Below are 21,899 nucleotides of genomic sequence, written 5' to 3' on the forward strand. Positions count from 1 at the left end.
CGCTTTTAAATCATGACTAATTTAGTCAACTATTGGCACGATTATATAGTGCCATTCATAGGACGTCAATCACTGTCTCTGGAATCAATGTAGTTTTCTATTGGGCTGTGTTTTCATCTGTACTGTGTTTTTGCGTCGGTAGGAACGAAACAGGTGCTGATGAAAAACACAGCGGCATGTTTGCTGTAATTCACGGCTCTAGGACCACGAACGCGCAACCACGCCGCAAACACTACAAAATGTACTGTCCACTTACAACTTGAGAACTGTCTTAAAACGGCTTGTGAGCCATTAGTGTCTGATGAACTTGACGAAAACACTTGTCTTTCACAACAGTCATACCGGCTTTATGCGCACGTTTCTCCGCCGTCTCATTCGCAACACCCGGTTGGAGCCACAGTGCCTTTGCATTCTTGTTGGCTGCATCTTCGACAACCTCGTCCAAGTCTGCAGTTTCCGAAAATACGTTCACAAGGTCTACCGGGTCTTGAATGTCGTTGACAGACTTCGCGCAAGGCATCCCCAAAATTGATGATTCTTGGGGATTCACCGGCGTAACATCGTAACCTTGCGACTGTTGGTACGACAATACTTCGTAGCCGGAAGATGCCGCGTGATTTGTCACACCAACTGCCGCGATGGAGTGAACATTTGTAAGCAAGTCCGTGAGCTGTGCGTCCTGAATTGACACAAGCGTGCCCTCCTTTATGCCGACCTTTAATCTCAAGGTCAACAAATTGAAGCCAAGAAATTGAAGCGCCCTGACATGACGAATCTCACAAGAGTACGTCAGGCTTACCGTGTAATATGCACAAAACGGCGAAGATTACCCGGGTTTCGTAGACAACAGAGTAAGACCCACTGTTCGCTCTAGTTTGCTTCACTTTCGGACACGTGACCTTGCAACCGTACTCGACGAATGACAAAAGCGTAGTATGCAATGTAATACGTGATGATGGTGAACAGTACGATGCTGGTAAAGGGATCGTGCGCATAAGCCGCCATTTGTGCCTGCTGATTGGACTGTGCAACCGTTCCAACGCCGTTTTTGAATAATTTATAGTCCATAAACATGCGATCTACGATTCTTCCGAAAAACAGCACAATTAAAACGACTCCAATCCACGGATTGGGGCGGTATCTGATAACGTCGCCAGTCGATTCAAATGCCGTGGTCCGCATTGCGTAATACGCCAGAACAGCGCCGGCCACAACCCCAACCGCATCATAGACGTATACATAAGGATGGATGATACCCCCAAGGAGAATCAGTACTCCCACGACAACGAAAATCGTCATCCTGGTAATCATTCGTTTCTTCGCGAACCGCTGGTAGCCAATCGTTCGCCGGGTACGACGGTATAACCCGAACAGAATTATTGCTGCAAAAATTGCAAGTGATACCCCATGTTGCAAATCATTCGCCCTCCACTCGCTCCATTGTTTTCATCTCGCCACGGTTTCATATGCATATTCTACATGCAATTGTGAATCTCTTCCAGAGTATCTGTGTAATTTTCATCTTCTTGCGCTACCTATACCAATCGGACTCTGCCTTTGCCCTGTACCAAGATACAAAAAGACAGCGGCATACACCGCTGTCCTTTCAATCTTACACTATGATCTTTCCGCAGTAGTCCAATTTATCGAACGTTTGCAGCTTGCAGACCTTTTGGTCCTTCCACAATGTCAAATGTCACGCGTTGACCTTCATCAAGGGTCTTAAATCCATCGTTTTGGATAGCGCTATAATGTACAAATACATCGTCTCCGCCTTCAACTTCAATGAATCCAAAGCCTTTTTCGGGGTTGAACCACTTAACCGTACCTTCGTTCATTCAAAATGCCTCCTGGTGCTCATCAAGCACAATAATTGTTCATACCGCACTCACCTACTGCAATATATAAAGCCGTTCATTTCTGCTCCCATAGAAGCTTCGAAAAGAACGGCTTACTATGTTAACCAGCATGATAGGGTTGAACATCCTTATTATACCCAAAGCAGAAGCAAAAGTCAATCCACACTTAAATTCCGCCAGTGATTGCCGCCTCGTTAGAATACCCTCTTTCTTCCCAATAGCCCTCAAGTGGTTTGTCGCTGAATGCAATCCTTCCCACCCATTTAATAGACTTGTACCCGTACTTCTTAGGAACCACCAGCCGGAGTGGATAACCCTGCTTGGTTTTTAAGGGTTGCCCGTTCATGCGAACCGCAAGCATGACTGTTGGGTCGAGCGCGTCAGCCACAGATAATGACTCTGTGTATACGCCATCCAAAGAATAAAAATGTACGAATTTGGCAGCCGGCATCGGATGCACCAGATTTGCGACAGAGTGAACGCGAACGCCTTCCCATTTTACATTGGCAACACTCCACCCTGTGACGCAGTGAAAGTCAGCAGTCTCATGTACATGGGCAAGGGCCATAACCTGGCCCAAAGACAGACTTACTGGCCGTTCCACAAGTCCATCAATTTTCAACTGATACGTCGACTCACCGACGGCAGGGTAACTCCCTGTCACAGTATAAAAAGCAGGGAACCCAGGTGATATGGAACTTGCTGTTGAGTTAGACACATTCGCCGTCAACTTCCCAATCTGAGCAATCGGCTCAAATACCGTAATTATCACGGTGCTGGCCGTGCCAGCACCTAGCCACTTTAGAAACATGCGTCTGTCTGGATTGACACGAGGGTTCACTCCCGATGGAGATGGTCTATAGCTGAGAGATTTGTACACTGCGTGAATCAAAATCCACGCCGCGAAACTATATGAGACATAGCCGTGCCAACGAAAGGCAATGCTGCTCCAAGTGGTTGGAAACCAGTGTTGACGACAAACCAACAATCCTGTGACAACAATAGAGACACCGAATAGCACCGGGAACAACCAGTCGAGACGTCGGACCCGTTTAGCTGCCTCCCATCTTATTAGGAGAGGAGTGAGTAGGGTGATTGCAAAAGTGAGACCCAGAAAAATGTGAACGTAGTAGATAAACGGTAAATATGGGATTAGCACAGTATGCATCGGCGGCCAGAAGAGGGCTATTCCACTCGCAAGAAGGAGCCCAAATGAGACAATGGTGTAGTAGTGCAACCATACCATTCGTCTTGACCATTTCCCGTGCTTCAACCAGGTCCGCCCCATCGTCCTCACGCCTTTCTTGGTGGCCTGTCTGTCGAAAACGGCGCCATCCTAGCTGCTCGTGTTGCTCATGTTGCCTGTGCTATTGCTCATACTGCCTGTGCCGTTGCTCATACTGCCTGTGCCGTTGCTCATACTGCCTGTGCTGTTGCTCATGTTGCCTGTGCCGTTGCTCATACTGCCTGTGCCGTTGCTCATACCGCCTGTGCCGTTGCTCGTGTTGCCTGTGCCGTTACTCATGTTCCCTGTGCCGTTGCTCATACCGCCTGTGCCGTTGCTCGTGTTGCCTGTGCCGTTACTCATGTTCCCTGTGCCGTTGCTCATGTTTGTCGAATGACTTCCCCCGCCGGCGGCGGGATGACCACAGCCAACGACTCCAAACATCGTTGCTGTCACTGCAAGAATAGTAACAAATTGCCAAACGCTCTTTTTCACAAAAAAACCTCCCTATACATACAGTGATGGACCACTACCGTTTTGGACACTTCGGTCTGAGTCGGCCTGACGGTCTCTCAGCCGCCATGCGAGCGGCACTCGTGACCGCGAGCATAGGTTGAGACCCCGTCTTCCAAGTGGTTCACTAAGTATGTTAAGGAGGAAAAGTTACATCCTTAGAACTAAATTCTTTCATAAACCTTACAAATTGCATTATTGTTACGATTCTCAGAGGCCGCTTACCGGCAGCGTGAACCAGAACTCACTCCCGGAGGATCCATTATTTCTCGGTCGCACTCCAATCCGTCCTCCGTGCAACTCCACAAGTGACTTTGCCACCGCCAGCCCGAGACCCGCTCCACCGGAATTGCGACTCCGCGATTTGTCTACTCTGTAGAACCTCTCGAAAATCTGTTCCGTTTCACTACTCTGGATGCCTGGACCTTCGTCGCGAATCCTGACTTCTACTTCCCTTGTTTCGTCGAGAAAAATGGCTGTGACCTCAATCTCGGATTGCCTAGGCGCGTATTGAATCGCATTGTCCAGCAGGTTGTGAATGACGCGTGAAATTTTGGCGGGCATCATCTGCAGGGGCGGAACTTCGTCTTCCACTGACACCAGCACACGAATCTGCTTCTCTTGCAATTTCACGGAGGAACTCTCAAGCAGCCCTACCAAAATCTCGTCAACATAGCCCGTTTCCGGATCGTACGCCTGTTGACCAGCTTCGACCTTGGAGAGTTCAAACAAGTCGTCTATCAGTAAGCTGAGTCTTCTGGCTTCTCGATGAATCGTATTTAAATATCGTGTAGAGGTCTCATGGTCATCAATGACACCGTCTTCGAGGGCTTCGACGAAGGCTTGAATCGAGGCAATAGGAGTTCGTAAATCGTGCGATACGTTTGCGACCAGATGTCTGCGTGTACGTTCCAATGCCTCCAATTGAAGCACATTCTCATGCATGCGCTCTTTCATTTCATGAACCGATCTCGTTAGTTGACGCACTTCGACAGGCCCCTTAGCAGGTGCGTCATTTGGTGTACCCCCCTGAGACATGTCCGCTCCCTCTTCGTCGGCGAATTCAATCAGGCGATTGACCGAATTGATAATAGGTTTAGTCATCAACCAGTAGGCTAGTGTAGAAAGCACGCCTGCCACTACGGCAATGATAGTTAACAGACCTGCCTGTTTCAGGTTTAGCAGCATCTGAATATAACTGTAGACAACCGCGGCCACAATAATTAAGGTGCTGGCGACGTTAATCAAAAGAAGCTCTGTGCGAAGCTTCATACTCTGCGCTTCCTTGTTTTGGGCTCGAACCTATAGCCAATTCCCCAAACGGTCTGCAAAAGCTCAGGACGGGATGGATTTGTTTCGATTTTCTCACGAAGTCGACGCATTAGTACTGTGACCGCGCTGGTGTCGGCCGGTGTGTCGATACCCCAAACGAGATTTAGCAGTTGACCCTTGGAGAACACCTGTCCGGGTCGCTTTGCCATGAGCAACAATACGTCGAATTCCTTCACTGTTAGGTCTGCGGCTTGATTGGATATTTCCACTCTGCGCCGCGCAGGATCAATCATCATGTCATCAAAGTGAAGGGTATCGTCGTGCTGCTCACTTGTCTCTGCAACACCGTCTCGGTTTACACGCCGTAAAATGTTATGCACGCGAAGCATTAGTTCCCGCGGAGAAAACGGCTTTGTCAGATAATCGTCCGCCCCCAGAGTCAATCCCATGACCCTGTCACGCTCATCGCCTCGCGCAGTCAGCATCATAACGGGGACGTCAGACTCATGGCGTATATCCTGACAAATTTGATAGCCATCTTTTCCTGGCAACATCACATCCAAAACTACCAGGTCTGGAGAAGAACGGAGAAACTCCTCCCACCCAACTTGTCCATCGGCAGCGAGCACCACTTCAAAACCGTCACGCTCCATATAGCGACGACAAACATCTCTGATGTTTTCATCATCCTCGACTAACAGAATTCTCCGCGTTTCCCGCATCACGGGCCTCCATTCTCAGGCAATACCGCGAACCACTCAAATGACGAACCAGCGAACACAAGTCCGGATTCATGCCACGAAGCCCACAATCGACCTCAACTTCCTTCCGAACTTAAGCTAGCGTCCAAAGCATACTGAACATGAATGGATGTGGTATCAAAAATGGGCAGATTAACATGTTGCTGTTCCAGAATCATAGCGAGCTCAGTACAGCCTAAAATCACACCCTCGATGCCCTTGTTTTCATTCCGTAAAATGATGCTCAGTAGTTTCTCACGAGACGGTTCTGTGACAACTCCAAGGCACAACTCTTCATAAATAACGTCATTGACAGTCAATATATCTTCAGACGCTGGAATAACAATTTCGAGTCCCAGTTGTTCAAGGTGATTTCGCAGAAATGGATGCTCCAGCGTGTACCGAGTCCCGAGCAGAAGCACCTTCTTGATATTCGATGCATGAACTGCCTTTGCCGTAGCATCTCCAATGTGTAAAACGGGAATAGAAACCGCCTTTGCTACCGCTTGCGCGACAATGTGCATTGTGTTTGCGGCAATCAGAATTGAGTCTGCACCAGCCGCTTCCAGACGTCTTGCTATGTCGACAAAAATCTCAGCCGCACGGGCCCAATCCCCTTGACTTTGCAATTCTTCAATCTCTGCAAAGTCAACGCTCCACAATAAAAGCTTGGCCGAGTGAAGTCCACCCAACCGCGCCTTCACGCCTTCGTTTAGTTCACTGTAGTAGTGAGATGTGGATTCCCAACTTGTCCCGCCAATCATTCCGATTGTTTTCATTTTGCATCACCTTTCACTCGTTAACCGCTTAAACCGTTCGAAGATCTGCAGACCTTCCATGGAGTTTTGGCCACTTTCAATACTCCAACAAGCTTCAAGTACACCGCGAACCATGCCCCAGGATGCAATGCGATTGGCATCCAAGTTCAGTTCACCTGCCATGATATCTACTCGTCGCTTCAGTACTTCATCTGGCACACCATTACGGCTTGTGTAATTCAATAAGTACTGAATCGTTTCAAAATGAATATCGCCGATAATTCCTTTCGGGTCAATTACAGTCCAGTTACAGTTATTCTGGAGGATGTTACCATGATGCAAGTCCCCGTGGAGCAGTACACTTGATGGTGTGCTGCAAATCAGGTCATTCAGTAGCTCAACTGCCCCGCGAACCAGATTTACATCAAGCGGGCACTCGCCATTTGGCATGTGGTTGCTCTCGCACCGATTCAAGTACCTCTGTAGGGAGGAAAAATGGTCCCGCATCGGAAGATATCCTGAAGCAGACCCTGTCAGAGGTTTCGAGGCTGAGAGATTTGGAGACGAAGACGTATGCAAATTCTGAAATACAGAGCAAAAAATCTCCGTGGCACGGTTGTCGTCCTCAATCTCAGACAAGGGTATACCCGGAAATACGCGTTCCAAAATCATGGCACCAAGCTGTTCATCGAAATCGATGACATCAACCGCGCAGATTGATGGAAAGGCCTGCAATGCACCTAATTCACGAACAAATTCATCTATTTCAATGCTAACTTTCAAGACCACTGGCACGCCATTGCGGGTGGCTCTCAACAGCAGGTTCCAGGAAAGATTGGCAAAGGCTCCCTCGATGCGCAAACCGAATCGAACAGTACATTTTTCAATTAGACCTGGCAACTCTGTGAGCCACTTGACACCACGGGCACCATAATGTGCAGAGACTCGTTTCTTAAACGTGACTAAAGCGCAATCCATTTCTGAGCTAACTTTTGCATGAAACCTGGCATCCACCGCTTCACCTCACAGTCGGAGCATCCATTTTGCTTCATGTTTATGCCGTATCACTCCCATCTTGCTTTTATAGTAGGACGGCTGTCCACAAATAGACAGCCGTCAACACATCACCCTTCTGAATCGGCGGAGACGATGTGTTCAAACTCCGATTGAAGCAGTCCCATTACGACCTCATCAGTCGGCACCCCTTTCACTAGCGTCGACTTTCTTAGTACACCTTCAATTTGAAAGCCTACCTTCTTATACGAACGAATCGCGCGCTCGTTGCCGACCCAGGTATCCAACTGTATCCGCCTTAATTGGAATCTTTGGAACAAGAAGCTGCACATTGCACGTACTGCTTCCGTCCCATAACCTTTGCCCCAATAGGCCTTATCACCTATCATAATGCCTAGAACGCAGGTTCCCTTGACAACGTCCATGTCCCGGTAACTAACCTCACCGATGAATTTGTCTACCTCTGCAAAAACGCCAAACATCCCGGATTCGCGAACATCACCTTTCAAATACGTCTCATACCGTTCTATAAATACCTGTTCCGGTATGAGACTCGACATGTAAGGTTCCCCAGTAGCCCAATACATCACTTCGTCATCCTGACGCCATCGGTAGTAGGTTCGCAACATTTCTCCTGAAAATGGCTTCAGAGTTATCCTCTTTCCGTGAATCAATCGTCGTCCTCCAGTGGAAGTTAGAAGGACATCAACCACACTGGTCAATTGGCAGCATGATGCTCACCTGGTGACAGCCTCAAGACTTCCCGTTAGTGAACCGCATCACTGTTTTACACGATATGTTACTTGTCTTACAGAAATTGAACTCCGAACATGCTCTTATCGTCTTCATACCTGCCATAAGCGTCGCCCCCTAACCCAGTCCTCTCAAGTTTACAGGTTTATCTGATATTAGGGAATACATGGCTTCGTACCAACAACTCAGCGCCTCGTCAGGCAGGAGACCATCTAGGTTACATCTTGGACAACAGGTTTCTTTTTCAGAAACACCAACGAGGATGCTATTCCCGCAAGCGAGAGAACGGACAGCACAAACCACGTAATGCGGCCTCCCCAAAAGCTAAGCAGACCCCCAACAACAAGGTATCCGATAGCTCCCATTCCCTGTGTTGCAGTAGAGGTGATTGAATAGACGCGGCCAACCACGTTATCCGGAACTCTGCTCACTCGATATGTCAGGTAGATAACCAGGAGCACTCCCTCACCTAAGCCTAGAATCGCCGAACAAGCAAAAAGTACAGAAACAGAGTTGATTGCAGTAAGTGTTAACGCACTAACTAGCATCAATCCTTGTCCAATAAACGCGGTCACCATGCCGAAGCGCACTGGTATTTTTGATGCAAAGAGTGTTCCTGCCAAAGAACCTACAGCATATACACTCACTGCGACTCCAACCTGCTGTGCTGTACCGTGAAGTGTTTTCAGCACGAAAAATGTCAAGGTGGGGATTAATGCGGCAAACACAAATCGGTTGCTGCCCCACAACAAGGTGACTGACTTCAATACGGAATCCTTCAAAACGGTTCGGAAACCAACCTTCATATCCGCATAAAAATTCTTCTTCTCACTGGAACTGTCTACCGGCGTGGCTCGTTCACGTCTCAGAGTCATTATTGATAGTGCCGAAACAAAGAAAGAAAGTCCGTCTAAGCCCATTGTATAGAAAGGCCCAATGCTAGTGGTTAACAGACCGGCTATGGAGGGGCCAACGGCATAGGCTAGACTTTCAATTGCTTCGAAATAGCCATTAGCACGACCCAGTTTCTCGGCCGGAACCATATGCGGAATCATTCCGGTGTATCCAGCGCCAAAAAACACTGCCAATGTGCCACTGGCAGCCGCAACAATAAAAACAACGGGCATCACGGCAATGTGTGCTAGAAATGCGAATGGAATCAGAGCCACCAAGACGGCCCTGCCAAAGTCAGCTGTTAGCATCACTCTAGTACGACTCCATCGGTCTACCCATACACCTGCTGGCAAACCCACTATGAACAGTGGAGCTACCTCCAACGCTCCGACCAAGCCCATAAGGAATCCCGATTTCGTCAGAGTCAGAATTAAGATGGGCAGCGCTACGGAGGCAATTGAATCTCCGAGGTAGGAAACACCTTGACCGCTTAACAATGCTAGAAAGCGCGTATTCGAAAAAACTGACCTTTTAAGTTGACTCATTCCACGTCCCCTTGAACTTTATCAAACTGGCAATTGTTGTTGCATGCTTTTCAAATACCCATTTAGAGACAGAACGTCAAAAGGAGAAATTCAGCAGCTAACCACTAGATCCGCAGTGGAAATGGGACTGACCGTCTTCAAATAATGGTCTTCTGCTTTCCAGTATCTCTTCACAAACTTCTCTATCTGTACGGCGGTTCTCGGCGATTCACGTTCAAAACGGGTTGTTCGCGGGCAATCCACATAAATGACAAAATCAAAGAACCGCCGCCACTCTTCACGTTGAAGGAATACGCCTTCTATCATCACGATGGCGTCACTCTGTATAACCACACTCTTAGTAACAGTTTCATCACGTTCTACATCGTAAAACGGAAGACGTATTTCCTCCGCATGCTGCACTTTTTCAAACAACCGTTGTCGCAAATATCTGACATCCCACTGCAACTCGTAGTACTCATACCATTCTTCAAATCCGGTATGATATCTATTTCTTGATTCCACAATGTAATGATCCAGATGAAAAACGCAGACTGGTAAGCGCTTCTCTACTAGCTTTTTCTGAGTCTCATTGACCATCGTCGTTTTTCCTGCCCGACTTAATCCGTCCACACCAACGACCAGGCGTGCATTACAGTATGTCCTTTCAATGGCGTTCACCAATTTATCAGCATTAGTCTCCAAAGCATCACCTCTGTTGTCGAAAAGTCCCTATGAAAATGACTCTGCCACTTGTTTGTATCTTTGTCTGCATGAGCGCTTGGGTCACAGTAGTTTAAGACGCATCAATACCACCTCTGCACCACTATACCATTTATACCCTTAAGTGGCGGTTGACAGATGAATTCACCCTTGCTATATTGTATCGAAATACTTGGATAAAATAGTAATCAGCGAAGCGGAAAGACGAGCCAATATCGTTCGTTGTAGTACAGAGAAGAGTCGCCACCGGCTGAAAGCGATTCGTACCGTAAATATTGGACACCACTTTCCAAGCTGTCTTGAGGATGCGTGAGCTGAAACAAGACCGGAGGCGTTCGTTACACGCTGCGAGGATGCGAAGGTCTTCTGAATTGGGACCAATCGCATTGAACTTGGGTGGAACCACGGGAATCACGTTCTCGTCCCTGACAACAGGGATGAGGGCGTTTTTTTATTTTTCATCAGCTGTAGTCGCTTGGATTTGCTTGAAAGCGCCTCGATGCCGCGGCGGCGGACAATGAAGTTGATTTCTACAAAACGGCACCAAAAAAAGATTGTAAAGGAGAGTCGCGAGATGGCAGACTGCGTTGTGAAACTCAAAGACGGTACAAGAAGGACGGTGATAGCTGGCACAACTTACGCTGCAATCGCTGCAAAGATTCATCCGCGTTTGGGTAAAGAAGCTGTAGCGGCTAAAGTGAACGGCAGTCTTGCAGACCTCTCCTCTCAAGTGGTGCCAGAGGCCCAAGTGGAACTCGTTACGCTTGACGACGAAGACGGTCTACAGGTGATGCGGCACACAGCAGCACACGTTCTGGCTCAGGCAGTTGCAAGAGTGTTTCCTGAGACCAAGTTTGCTATTGGTCCTGTTGTTGAGAACGGCTTCTACTATGACTTTGCTGACCATGCTTTCAGTCCTGATGAATTGCTTCAAATTGAGTCGGAAATGTCTGCGATTGTCAAGGAAAATCACCCTGTGATTCGAGAAGTCATTTCTCGAGACGAGGCCCTGCATCTTTTTCAAGACCGGGGAGAGCGATTCAAGGTAGAAATCCTTCAGGACCTTCTGGAGACGGAGACCATTTCGGTTTACCGCCAGGGAGAATTCATCGATCTCTGTCGAGGACCACACTTACCCTCCACAGGCCGCATCAAGGCGTTCAAGCTGATGTCCATAGCAGGCGCTTATTGGCGGGGGGATTCGTCCCGTGAGCAGCTCACCCGCATCTACGCCATCGCCTTTGCGAAAAAGTCTCATCTCGACGAGTATCTGCGTCGCGTTGACGAGGCAAAACGACGCGATCACCGGAAGTTAGGACGTGAACTGGAACTATTCATGTTCTCGGAAGATGCACCGGGTATGCCTATCCTCCTCAAGAATGGGATGCATATCCAAAATGAGTTGGAGCAATTCGAACGTTCCCTGCAATCTATCCGCGGCTACAAGGAAGTAAAAACCCCGGTCATCCTCAACAAACGCTTGTGGGAGCAGTCGGGGCATTGGTTTCATTACAAAGAGAATATGTACGTTACACAAGTGGATAATGAGGAGTTCGCGCTGAAGCCGATGAATTGTCCAGGGCACATGCTGGTCTATAAACACAAGCAGCGCTCCTATCGTGATTTGCCGATTCGAATCGCCGAGTATGGGTATGTGCATCGGCATGAACTGAGCGGATCGTTGGGAGGAATGATGCGCGTTCGTTCCTTTACACAGGACGATGCCCACATCTTTTGCCAGCCCAATCAACTTGAAACCGAACTGACAGCAGTCCTGAAACTGATTCATCAGATCTACAGTGTATTTGGATTCTCCTATCGCATCGAGTTGTCCACGCGTCCGGACGACTCAATGGGGGCAGACGGTTTGTGGGAACTGGCAGAGGGCGCATTGCAGAAGGTGCTGGATGCGTCTGGAATAGAATACCGGATTAACCCTGGCGACGGCGCATTCTATGGTCCGAAGATTGACTTTCACATTCAAGATGCAATTGGCCGCATGTGGCAGTGTGGAACAGTCCAACTGGATTTCCAGCTTCCGGAGCGATTTGAATTAGAGTATGTGGGTGAGCAAAACGAGAGGCTGCGCCCAGTGGTGATTCATCGAGCTGTTTTTGGTTCTGTCGATCGCTTTATTGGCATCCTCACTGAACACTTTGCGGGCGCTTTCCCCTACTGGCTGGCTCCCATCCAGGTCCGCGTTGTCGCCGTATCTGATGCCTTTGTGTCGTATGGAAACTCTGTGCAATCAAAACTGCAATCCCGGGGCTTTCGCGTTGAACTCGATGCGAGGTCTGAGAAAATCGGCTACAAAATTCGTGAAGCACAGATGAAAAAGATTCCCTATACGCTCGTCATTGGAGCGAAAGAACAGTCTAGTCAACAAGTCAGTGTTCGCAGGTATGGAACGGGAGACCTTGGTCAAATGGACATGGATGCGTTTATGGAGATGTTCTCAAACCAAGTCAAGAACAAGGACCTGCTGGCGGGAGATTAACCGCTGACACCAGGTATGCTGACGGGCGGTATAAGATAGTACCATGTCCACCTCTGGTAACAGAGTAATGCACCAAGGTGGGTAACACAGGTGGAGATTCACATGTGCGATCCCGCAACTAGGACTCATTGTCCGTAGCGGGATCGCAAGATGTGAAATTCATCGTAACCACGCCCTACTTGACTGACAGCATGAGCGTCCCACTTCATACTGCCTCCTCCATTCTCTGCTCTTGCACTTCCTACCACCTGATGGTGTACACTGCGTAGTCGTTGTTGCTAGCCATGGGATTAAGGCGTAATCCGACTTTCGCAGCAACTTTAATGGATGGACTATTCGCCGGGTTGATGCGGGCAATGACCGGAAGGTCAGGAAGATGCTCTGCCGCCAACTGCACAGCCGTACGGGCAATTTCTGTCGCATAACCGCGGCCCCAACTGCCATTGTCGAATCTGTAGTAGAGATTCAATGCTTCACGTCCAACCCAAAAAATGCGACTAATCCCGCCGAACCCAATTATCTCAGAGCCCTCCGCCGCAAAAATACTCCAATAGCCAAAGCCATCGTTGGCCCAGCTCTTCTGCCAGTCGTTCAGACGTTCTGCTGCCTCGTCGTTATTCGTCATGGGGCCGTGGGGATTGTATCGATTCGTGGCAGGATTCCCGTGAATCCGTAAAATATCTGTGACATCTTGATTCTCTGGCTTCCGTAGAAACAATCGCTCTGTGTGAACATGTTGAAAGGTTGACACAACAGCCCCACTTGAACCCTCCTCATCGTCCAAGCTGTCGTTCCAAACTTTCTTTATCATACGGTCACTCAATTGTCTCCCTCCAAAAGTCAGCTTGCACAACCGTCAACGTGTGTTCCTGAAGACCGCCTTCGTCACCAACAACACTACAAACATTATCTTCGAGCACACAACTAGTGTGAAGTATGATATCTTGTCTAAGAACTATTGCAAATTGAAATACCAAAACGAAGAAGGAAGCTGTTCTATGGAACTCATCGATTTACGTGTTTTCATTGAGGTATCGCGCAGTGGTTCCATGTCTCAGGCTGCTGCAGCTTTGCACATGGGACAACCTGCAGTAAGTCAGCATGTTCGCGCATTAGAGAGTACAGTGGGGCAACAGTTGTTTATCCGTCAACACCGCGGCGTCGCATTGACTGATGCAGGAGAGGAGTTTCGCGGTTTTGCTGAACGAGCTCTTGCAGTACTTGAAGAGGGATTATCATCGGTGCAAAACATGGAAAACCAGAGACTTCATATCCGCGTCGCTGCTCCTCCTTCAGTGAATTCCTATTTTCTCATGCCGTTTATACAGCGCATGGAAAGTCTTGGATACAACATTACGTCACTCGATGAACATTCTCACAATGTCATCCAGCACGTCTATGATGGGACCGTTGATGCAGGTTTTGTCCTTAACAAATCCTCGTTTCCCGGCATTGAATTCATGGATGTTTGGACAGACCCGCTCGTGTGCGTCTTATCACCAAAACACCGATTGGCCAATATGGCACACCAGGCATCCGCTGAAGTATCCGATTTGAAGGGAGAACAAATGGTGTGGTTCGATTACTCAAGTTCTGCTTCAACGTTTCGCGAGGAAGTTGAACAGATTCTTGGCGACGATTATCAGTGGATTGAGACTGCACCGGCAGATATTGTAAAGAAACTGGTCAAAGCAAACTTAGGCGTATCGTTTGTTCCATTCCTGACCGTTCAACATGAGTTGGAGTGTGGAGAACTTGTCCAATTACCTTTCGAGAACCTGCCGCAAGAGGCTTGGAAAATCAGTCTCGTCTACCGCCGCCGAAAGCGAACTTCGGAAGCATTACAAATCATACAATCGGTGACAAGAGACCTTTGGCCAGTCCGTTAACAAAAAAGCGGACTACTCTCTTTCCGACATGAATTGTTCGCTTCATCTCCCCATTGTGACGACGATTATTCCGGGAATATAGACCTCCACAAATTAACATCCTAAGGGTATCTCGAGGATGGAGGGATTCCTTGCCATGATGTACAATCTGGTGCTGGGAATTGTACTGCCATGGACCGTCGCCCTTTTCTTGGTACGCAAGTCTGAGCGATACGTTGTCGTAGTCATGTCTCCGTTTGCCACCACGTTAGGGTATACACTGAACACCCTTTGGACCTATTAGGGGTTTGGTTACATGCTGCCGAAATTTCAACACAACTGGACCCTTGCAGGTATGCCGTGTGAACTTGGTATGTTTCCCGTCACCGTCTCACTATTCATCATCATGTACCGAAGGACCGACAAACTATTGTTGCTTGGACTCCTCACAGGAAAGCTCCTCTACTTGAACGGCTGGAACCTGTTCGAGACCTACATCGAATACGTTGTGGGTTTTATCGTAAACCTTCTCTACTGGCAGTTGATTTTGCGAGTCAGCCGCATCTCCTCCAGGACATAGAAACGTGGTCCATGCCAATCCGGTACACGGCTGTTCTAGGAATTCAATTGTGGATGAATCACCGCCCAAGTCCGGCCTCCATCTTGGGTGTGTAGTATTACCGGCGCACCTTTTCCCTGATATTTAGGAACCCATAGCATCCATCCGGCAGAACCGGAAATCATTTGGATTTGCCGAAATACATGTTTTCGCAGTGCGCTAAGTTTTTGTAATTGAGTCGCGGAGACTCTGGTCCAAGACTTTCCCCTATTGTCTGATTTATAGAGCGAGTTGTTGACTAAAAACCAATCCTTAGGCCCCACGAATGAAACGTTATTGACGAGCGAGTACACCGTGCTTATTTTTCTCTCCGCTGTCTTGTTCCACTTCTGTCCGCCATCATGAGTAGTATAGAGTGCTTCCAGTTGACTGCCAGACTTGGTACCGGATACTGCAGTGACTTCGCCATTTTGGCGGTTACTGGTGTCAAACTTTGGAACATCCAAGCGGCGTGTCTGCGTCTGTTTCGTACTTGTCGGCGTCCCTAGTGATACCTTTCTCCATGTCTTTCCCCATTCGTCGTATGGTAGAGCTCCATCGGGCAGGTGGTACACGTCGGACTTCCAACCAACCATCCATCGTCTTTTGTAAGAAAGCGCATACGTCCTCCAGTAGGGAGGTTCCGCTCAGCAGTCGTCGCTACCTTCTTCCATGTATGACCTCCGTCACTCGTGGCGAGCAATTGCCCTGGCTCACTCTGCATTCCATGTTGGGGTGTAACCATAAGAAATCCGCACCTCTTGTCAACGAAATCCACTTGTACACTCTGTACCGGCGATGGAGATGTGAAATGAATTGGTACAGATGCCACCCGTGTCCAGTTACGTCCTTGGTTGTGGCTGGATAACAAGGATACGGAGGTCGTTCGGCTCTTAAAGGGCGGAACAGCAACCCACAGTTGATTCGAGGTCTTGAATTGACTGCCAAAGTGGTGTTCTTGGTTTAGACCCTTAGGAGAAATATCTTTCCAAGTAGACCCGCCGTCTGTTGTGCGAAAGATACCGGATGAACTCGTACCGTATCCATCATGAGGATTGGTCATATGAATGAAATCAACTTGTACGGGCTTTGTCGATGACGACTGCTGAACAGGCTCAGAGTTAGATGCTGAACCTGATGAGGTTTGATTCACTGCTCTACTTGACCCTTGGGTCGAATTGGTGAAGGTTGACTTGCTGGAAGCGCACCCCGTGATGAGACTGCTAATTGCTAATCCAATGGTACTCGCATATGTAATCGACTTGTTCATAAAACAACTCTCCTTCGATCCCGCTACACACACGACGGATCCACAAGCCGAATTGTTTCACACCTGTACCAGACCGACACACGGACAATTTGATTGACATTTCCTCCGTGTAGTACTTCTTCATCTGAACCCATTAAGTCTATCCTCACTTCTGCCAAGGGATTTTTTGTGACATTCTTTGCTAAATCCCGTCTACGATCTCAATATCTTCTCTGGATACCCACGCATATCTAGCAGGTCTCACCAATTCCTATAGAACTTCTTATGCTCACTCTCCATCTCAAGGGCTTTCTCCTGTTCTGATTTCTCGCGATACTGCGAATTGCGGTTCCCTGTCTTGCGTCGCTTCACTTCCTGATACACGACAAAGCTTACGATGGCCACAGCTATAACAGCAGCAACAATATTGCGAATCATGACGAAACCTCCTTGCTAAACTCCAGTATTCATACCTAGCATCCCAATGATTCCCACTCGCGTCGCAAAATGCCCATTTTGATTGCATCAAAATACTTCCCTGCTACAATTCTCGCATCCCTTATCCTCGCCTCTGGCTTCATTCCGAGTTTCTCTGCCACTCGCATCATTCTTACATTCCCTGACCAGGTCGACATGCCTAACCTGTGTAATTCTGTCGACTCAAACAAAAAGTCAATCCACAACTTATACGCTTCAGTACCGTAGCCGCCGTTCCAATAGTGTATATCGTAAATGACAATTCCCGTCTCAAGCCAATTCGTGTTTTTGTCGATCCAATACGCCACCACATCCCCCACCGCTTTGTCATCAGCTCGAATCACAAGAGAAGACGGGACATTCGGCAAAACCTCCTGGAACCAAAGCCGTCTATATTCTTCCTTTGTAATGTGGTTTTGCTGGATGTACGGCCCGTTCCATTTCTTCGCTTCCTGTTTCTTTTCTTCATACTTCCAAAAATACAACTCGTCGATGTCTTCATCTGTCGGCTTACGGAGAACGACCTTCTCTCCAACTATCTCAATCATATTTCAAGATACCTCCTCATGACTCCATCCCAAACACCGTTTTATGATGGTTGCATCTGTTTCGTCACAATTGTCTCATTCCCCCTCTAACTGCTTTCACGTGTTGAAAAGTCTTCCTTCCAACGCAGCAATATATCTGTCGACTGACCTCTTCACTGCCTCATCCGCCTCGTCGCGAATCACTCGATGGAAGGCATTATATATTCGTTTGAATTTGAGCGCCGACACACGATTGCCAATCTCCGCGACTTTTCTTGCAGGCAGTGGAATCAGATTAGGATAACTGTACATAAAGCTGACCCATCGCATGTCCGCAACCACCTGAATGATGTCTCCAGTAAGAAGGATGCCGTTGTCATTGTAGCCATGCTCCCAATGAAGGACAGTTCCACCTTCAAAATGCCCGCCAAGACGATGCAGTGTCAAGCCTTCCGACAGCTTCAGCACATCTCCTGACCAAAACTGGATGTGCCAATTGGGGCGCATGACCCATTTCCGGTCTGCTTCATGTATGTAGATGGGAACGTCTAGTGTCTCAGCCCATTCAACTTGCGTAGAGTAGTAATGGGGATGGGACAGAGCCATCGCGTTGATCCCGCCTTCTCGCCGAACCGCACGCAGTGTTTCGTCATCCATGTATGTAATACAGTCCCACAGCAGACTGAAATCGTTTGTTTTGACAACATAAGCAGTCTGTCCAATGGCGAATCTCGGTGTGGTTGTGACGCTGTACAGGCCGTCTTCTTCGTACAGAAATTCATTTCTGAAGGTCCCGCTATGCGTCATTTCCTCTAACGTCGTCCAAGATTGTCCGTTCGGATTCACATACTGCCGTTCCTCATTACAGATTTGACACTCATCCGGCGGACTCTCAGACTCTGTATATTGAGTTCCGCAGGTAGTACAGATAAACTTGGACACTTAAATGCCTCCTCTTCACTTCTTCATCGTTATATAGATCATAATGAAACAACCTAATATTCTTTGACTTTCTCACAATCTAAACAAAGTTACGGTTTGCAATGTAAAGCATTATTCTATCTCTAAACGCAACTGCTGTATGTATTCCTTAATAAATTGTGTTCGTCTCATCGCCATTTCTCTGGCAACACGGGTATGCATTGAGTCTGTGAGTCGAAACAGCTTTATGTATACGTGATCGATCCCATACTTTTTATCATCAGGCTCACGATTCTGAGCAAAAGGGTCCGCTAAATCATAGAACGGTGTCTTCATTTGCTGGCACGTTGCAAACAATCTTGCAATCCCAATTGCCCCCAATGCATCGAGCCTATCGGCATCTTGTAGGACTTTCCCTTCAATGTGGTCCGGAACCACACCTCTGGAAAATGAATGAAAGCGGATGCTATCCAGCACCTTTTCACGCTTGCTGCCGGGGGAATCAAATCTATCAAGAACTTCACTAGCATGTTCCGCGCAAATATCGCCGGAAAGGTGAGAAAGCGGATGACCCTTCGGGTAATTAAAAAGTTCATGGAGTAATACAGCGGGTATCACAACATCAGCGTCTGCGGGAACCTCCTCCATGATGGACTGTGCGTTCTTTAAAACACGTTCAACATGAAGGAAATCGTGTGCCGCGTCATCCGACGATCTCTCTCTTGCAACCAGCAACAATTCTTCATACTTCATAGGGCAAGTTCCTCCGTTTCAGGCTGCCGGACAAATGCTGGACAGTAGCTCTAGAAGATAACCTCTTCTCAATGAGGAACCGAATCAGAGCGGCAAATAGTGCGTTGTGTTTTCGTACCTGTCATCTGCTAGGAACCCCATCTTTCTATAGAACTGGTCTGCAACTGGATTGTCCGTCCGCAGTGTTAACATATCATACGAAGATCGAGCTTCTTGGATAATCGCCTCAACTAATAATCTACCAAAACCCATCTTCCGAAAGTCTGGATGTACGTACAGGCGACGAACTCTTCCAACACGGCCAGCCCGTACATACGGGTCTTGATTCAGACCGCCGACGGCAACCATCCTCGCGCCTGTCTGTACAGTAAACAAGGCTGCTCCATCGGAATCAAAGCGATTGTCTCCACTGCCGTAATCCTCATAGAGCCTCCTCACAAAGCGGAAGCCTTCCGTTTCGCTTGCGAGCACTAAAGGATACACGTCATTTAGATTGAGTTGATAAGTCCGGGTTATGCGGGACTTCGGCAAGTGGACACCTCTTTGCGTTCGCTCTTCGTTTACGGTGACTCATACTCCATGAACATCCACATCCACTCAGGCGACATGTCGTCTGTCAAATGCTGCACATTGGTAAATCCCACTGACCGATAACAGCTCAATGCTGCAACGTTTTCCGGATAGATTCTTAAAAAAGCTGATGAAAAGCCGTATTGACCTTCAAAAGGATAATTTCAATCGAATGTGATTCACTAATTATACCATTCCTTCCTTTACTACATCTGTCAGAGAACTGTCGACAATCTACCAAGCCCAGTCAGGCAATGGTGTCGACGGACATCAGCCTTAGGACTGACGTGACCGTCATTCCTAAGCTGGATACAGACAGGCGTATATTCCGATATACTTAGCGATATCAAGGAATGTGGAGGTGCAGTCAATGTCAGAGAGTAATAGAGATGCTTTGTCTTCCCTGTCAAATCAAGACAAGGAGAAGCTTGACGAGATTCAGGCGTATTTGCAAAACAGCCTTGACGAGTTGCACATCGCGGGTACAGCAGTAGCGATTGTAAAGGACGGCAACGTGATTTTACAGGAAGGTTTTGGCTTACGGGACGTCGAGCAGGGATTACCTGTCACCAAGGACACCTTGTTCGCCATTGGATCGAGCACGAAAGCATTCACCACAACGTCTTTGGCAATGCTGGTTGACGACGGGAAGCTGGAGTGGGATGCACCCGTTTCGTCCTATTTACCAGAGTTCGAGTTGCACGACAAGTACGCCAGTGAACATGCCACACTGAGGGATTTAGCGACGCACCGAGTAGGGCTTCCCCGCCACGATCTCGTTTGGTACAAGGCCCCGATTTCCCGCCAGGAGATTCTAAAGCGTCTGCGTTACCTCCCATTCACAAAGCCGTTTCGCACCACTTTCCAATACCAGAACATGATGTACATGACACTTGGATACCTAGTGGGCAAAGTGTCAGGGGAGGGCTGGGAGCATTTTGTGAAGTCCCGTGTACTCACACCCCTTGGCATGCACAGAACCAATTTCTCAGTCAACCAGTCCCAACAAGACGCTGACTTTGCGAAACCATACAAGTTTGTGGATGAAGAGATTCAAGAGATGCCGTTTGCCAATCTTGACGCCCTCGGACCTGCGGGATCCATCAACTCGTCCGTGTCTGAGATGATAGAGTGGGTGAAGTTGCACCTGGGAAAGGGCAAACACAATGGTTCCCAGTTGGTGAGTGAAAACAATGTAGTACAAATGCATACACCTCATATTCCCGCCGCAAACGAGAATCTCGACAATCGTGTTCTATTTCAAAGCTACGCCCTCGGCTGGTTCACCGAAGTTTACGGCGGCCGACACATTGTACATCACGGCGGCAATATCGATGGGTTCAGTGCTATCGTAGCCATGGTTCCGGAGGAGCAACTAGGCGTTGTCGTGTTAACCAATCAGCAGCAAAGCCTCCTGCCCCGGGCCGCAGCCTATACGATATTTGATAAATTTCTTGGTCTTACAGCCGTCGACTGGAACGGAAAAGGAAAGGAGTACATGGAAAAGATTGCGGCTTCCATGCGAGAAGGCTCAAACAGCGATGAGGAGAATCGAGTCAAAGCGACGCACCCCTCTCACACTCTGACTGATTATGTTGGAGAATTCGCTCATCCTGCGTATGGTGTCGTTTCCGTCACTTTGGACAACGAGACACTGCTCCTCAGCCATCATTCACAGGAGAAACCTCTTCTACTTGAACACTTTCACTATGATGTCTTCGCTATGACCATCGGTGACGGAGACACGGCTCAACAATACAAAGTTCAGTTTCACACAGATGTCCGCGGAACAATTGCAAGTCTCTACATCCAGTTTGAACTGCTGCTCGACGCTTTCGAGTTTGTTCGAAAGCCTTCAGTCGAGTCGCTGTCCAGAGAGGTCCTTAATCAATACGTTGGCACCTACGACTTAAATGGTGCGGACGTCACGGTTGCCCTTCGTAAAGACGACACGCTGGTGGTCACTGTACCCGGTCAGCCCGCCTATGAGTTGGTGCCCGTAGCCAATGCAGAATTTGATATTAAAGCCCTGCCAGGCTTCTCAGTTCAATTTGTCATGGACGACAGCGGAGTCTGTTCTGAGGTGAATTTTAAACAGCCAAATGGAACGTTTGTCCTGAAACGGCGCTGACGATGTACCTTAAAGTATAGAGGGGGACATAAC

Annotated in this window: 25 protein-coding genes; 5 read left to right on the forward strand and 20 right to left on the reverse strand. The window is 48.2% G+C overall.

Features of this window, described 5'->3' with window-relative positions:
• Positions 1 to 271: 271 nt before the first annotated feature.
• The 12 genes from GI364_RS13725 to GI364_RS13780 form a co-directional block, all read right to left on the reverse strand.
• Positions 272 to 691: a CoA-binding protein gene (locus tag GI364_RS13725; RefSeq protein ID WP_198849836.1), complete on the reverse strand. Its 420-nt coding sequence runs from the start codon at positions 689 to 691 to the stop codon at positions 272 to 274.
• Between the two features lie 179 nt (positions 692 to 870).
• Positions 871 to 1,416 carry a CcdC protein domain-containing protein gene (locus tag GI364_RS13730; RefSeq protein ID WP_198849837.1) on the reverse strand — a complete coding sequence of 182 codons (546 nt, stop codon included), beginning with the start codon at positions 1,414 to 1,416 and terminating at the stop codon, positions 871 to 873.
• Between the two features lie 227 nt (positions 1,417 to 1,643).
• Positions 1,644 to 1,838: a cold-shock protein gene (locus GI364_RS13735; protein ID WP_198849838.1), complete on the reverse strand. Its 195-nt coding sequence runs from the start codon at positions 1,836 to 1,838 to the stop codon at positions 1,644 to 1,646.
• Positions 1,839 to 2,025: 187 nt separating this feature from the next.
• Positions 2,026 to 3,147 carry a molybdopterin-dependent oxidoreductase gene (locus GI364_RS13740; protein ID WP_198849839.1) on the reverse strand — a complete coding sequence of 374 codons (1,122 nt, stop codon included), beginning with the start codon at positions 3,145 to 3,147 and terminating at the stop codon, positions 2,026 to 2,028.
• Between the two features lie 48 nt (positions 3,148 to 3,195).
• On the reverse strand, positions 3,196 to 3,579 hold the full coding sequence (locus GI364_RS13745) for a hypothetical protein (protein WP_198849840.1): 384 nt from the start codon (positions 3,577 to 3,579) through the stop codon (positions 3,196 to 3,198).
• A 228-nt stretch (positions 3,580 to 3,807) separates the two neighbouring features.
• Entirely contained in the window at positions 3,808 to 4,869 is a 1,062-nt protein-coding gene (locus GI364_RS13750; protein WP_198849841.1) for a sensor histidine kinase, read from the reverse strand.
• Positions 4,866 to 5,591, reverse strand: coding sequence for a response regulator transcription factor (locus GI364_RS13755; protein ID WP_198849842.1), 726 nt, complete (start codon positions 5,589 to 5,591; stop codon positions 4,866 to 4,868). Before GI364_RS13755 ends, GI364_RS13750 begins: the two co-directional genes overlap by 4 nt.
• Before the next feature lie 95 nt (positions 5,592 to 5,686).
• Positions 5,687 to 6,388 (reverse strand): aspartate/glutamate racemase family protein, encoded by a 702-nt coding sequence (locus GI364_RS13760; RefSeq protein WP_198849843.1) that lies wholly within the window; start codon positions 6,386 to 6,388, stop codon positions 5,687 to 5,689.
• Positions 6,389 to 6,394: 6 nt separating this feature from the next.
• Positions 6,395 to 7,381, reverse strand: a complete 987-nt coding sequence (locus GI364_RS13765) for an aminoglycoside phosphotransferase family protein (protein ID WP_198849844.1) — start codon at positions 7,379 to 7,381, stop codon at positions 6,395 to 6,397.
• A 110-nt stretch (positions 7,382 to 7,491) separates the two neighbouring features.
• Positions 7,492 to 8,055 (reverse strand): GNAT family N-acetyltransferase, encoded by a 564-nt coding sequence (locus GI364_RS13770; RefSeq protein WP_198849845.1) that lies wholly within the window; start codon positions 8,053 to 8,055, stop codon positions 7,492 to 7,494.
• A gap of 291 nt (positions 8,056 to 8,346) precedes the next feature.
• Complete coding sequence (locus GI364_RS13775) at positions 8,347 to 9,573, reverse strand: MFS transporter (RefSeq protein ID WP_198849846.1); 1,227 nt, start codon at positions 9,571 to 9,573, stop codon at positions 8,347 to 8,349.
• A gap of 90 nt (positions 9,574 to 9,663) precedes the next feature.
• The gene (locus GI364_RS13780) at positions 9,664 to 10,257 is read right to left on the reverse strand and encodes a kinase (protein WP_198849847.1); all 594 of its coding nucleotides are present in this window, start codon (positions 10,255 to 10,257) and stop codon (positions 9,664 to 9,666) included.
• A 592-nt stretch (positions 10,258 to 10,849) separates the two neighbouring features.
• Here GI364_RS13780 and thrS point away from each other — a divergent pair.
• Entirely contained in the window at positions 10,850 to 12,772 is a 1,923-nt protein-coding gene (gene thrS / locus GI364_RS13785) for a threonine--tRNA ligase (RefSeq protein WP_198849848.1), read from the forward strand.
• Positions 12,773 to 13,013: 241 nt separating this feature from the next.
• Here thrS and GI364_RS13790 read toward each other — a convergent pair whose 3' ends face one another.
• Positions 13,014 to 13,595 (reverse strand): GNAT family N-acetyltransferase, encoded by a 582-nt coding sequence (locus GI364_RS13790; RefSeq protein WP_198849849.1) that lies wholly within the window; start codon positions 13,593 to 13,595, stop codon positions 13,014 to 13,016.
• A gap of 175 nt (positions 13,596 to 13,770) precedes the next feature.
• Here GI364_RS13790 and GI364_RS13795 point away from each other — a divergent pair, with 175 nt between their 5' ends.
• From GI364_RS13795 to GI364_RS13805, 3 genes are all read left to right on the forward strand, one after another.
• A complete protein-coding gene (locus tag GI364_RS13795; RefSeq protein ID WP_198849850.1) occupies positions 13,771 to 14,661 on the forward strand; it encodes a LysR family transcriptional regulator in 891 nt (296 codons plus the stop codon).
• 136 nt (positions 14,662 to 14,797) lie between these two features.
• The gene (locus GI364_RS13800; RefSeq protein WP_198849851.1) at positions 14,798 to 14,944 is read left to right on the forward strand and encodes a hypothetical protein; all 147 of its coding nucleotides are present in this window, start codon (positions 14,798 to 14,800) and stop codon (positions 14,942 to 14,944) included.
• Positions 14,945 to 14,956: 12 nt separating this feature from the next.
• Positions 14,957 to 15,220 (forward strand): hypothetical protein, encoded by a 264-nt coding sequence (locus GI364_RS13805; protein ID WP_198849852.1) that lies wholly within the window; start codon positions 14,957 to 14,959, stop codon positions 15,218 to 15,220.
• Between the two features lie 35 nt (positions 15,221 to 15,255).
• On the opposite strand, the gene GI364_RS13810 is transcribed toward GI364_RS13805, so the two are convergent.
• From GI364_RS13810 to GI364_RS13840, 7 genes are all read right to left on the reverse strand, one after another.
• Positions 15,256 to 15,834: a WD40/YVTN/BNR-like repeat-containing protein gene (locus GI364_RS13810; protein WP_198849853.1), complete on the reverse strand. Its 579-nt coding sequence runs from the start codon at positions 15,832 to 15,834 to the stop codon at positions 15,256 to 15,258.
• Positions 15,744 to 16,508, reverse strand: coding sequence for a WD40/YVTN/BNR-like repeat-containing protein (locus tag GI364_RS13815; protein ID WP_198849854.1), 765 nt, complete (start codon positions 16,506 to 16,508; stop codon positions 15,744 to 15,746). The genes GI364_RS13810 and GI364_RS13815 overlap by 91 nt, the downstream gene beginning before the upstream one ends.
• A 240-nt stretch (positions 16,509 to 16,748) precedes the next feature.
• Entirely contained in the window at positions 16,749 to 16,925 is a 177-nt protein-coding gene (locus tag GI364_RS13820; RefSeq protein WP_198849855.1) for a hypothetical protein, read from the reverse strand.
• A 35-nt stretch (positions 16,926 to 16,960) separates the two neighbouring features.
• The gene (locus GI364_RS13825) at positions 16,961 to 17,512 is read right to left on the reverse strand and encodes a GNAT family N-acetyltransferase (protein WP_198849856.1); all 552 of its coding nucleotides are present in this window, start codon (positions 17,510 to 17,512) and stop codon (positions 16,961 to 16,963) included.
• A gap of 96 nt (positions 17,513 to 17,608) precedes the next feature.
• Complete coding sequence (locus GI364_RS13830; RefSeq protein ID WP_198849857.1) at positions 17,609 to 18,433, reverse strand: MBL fold metallo-hydrolase; 825 nt, start codon at positions 18,431 to 18,433, stop codon at positions 17,609 to 17,611.
• Positions 18,434 to 18,544: 111 nt separating this feature from the next.
• A complete protein-coding gene (locus GI364_RS13835; RefSeq protein WP_198849858.1) occupies positions 18,545 to 19,165 on the reverse strand; it encodes an HD domain-containing protein in 621 nt (206 codons plus the stop codon).
• Positions 19,166 to 19,249: 84 nt separating this feature from the next.
• Entirely contained in the window at positions 19,250 to 19,696 is a 447-nt protein-coding gene (locus GI364_RS13840; protein WP_233095796.1) for a GNAT family N-acetyltransferase, read from the reverse strand.
• A 409-nt stretch (positions 19,697 to 20,105) separates the two neighbouring features.
• On the opposite strand from GI364_RS13840, the gene GI364_RS13845 reads away from it, so the two are divergent.
• Complete coding sequence (locus GI364_RS13845; protein ID WP_198849859.1) at positions 20,106 to 21,866, forward strand: serine hydrolase; 1,761 nt, start codon at positions 20,106 to 20,108, stop codon at positions 21,864 to 21,866.
• Positions 21,867 to 21,899 lie beyond the last annotated feature (33 nt).

This window comes from Alicyclobacillus sp. SO9 (assembly GCF_016406125.1).
In the GTDB taxonomy this organism is placed as follows: Bacteria; Bacillota; Bacilli; order Alicyclobacillales; family Alicyclobacillaceae; genus SO9.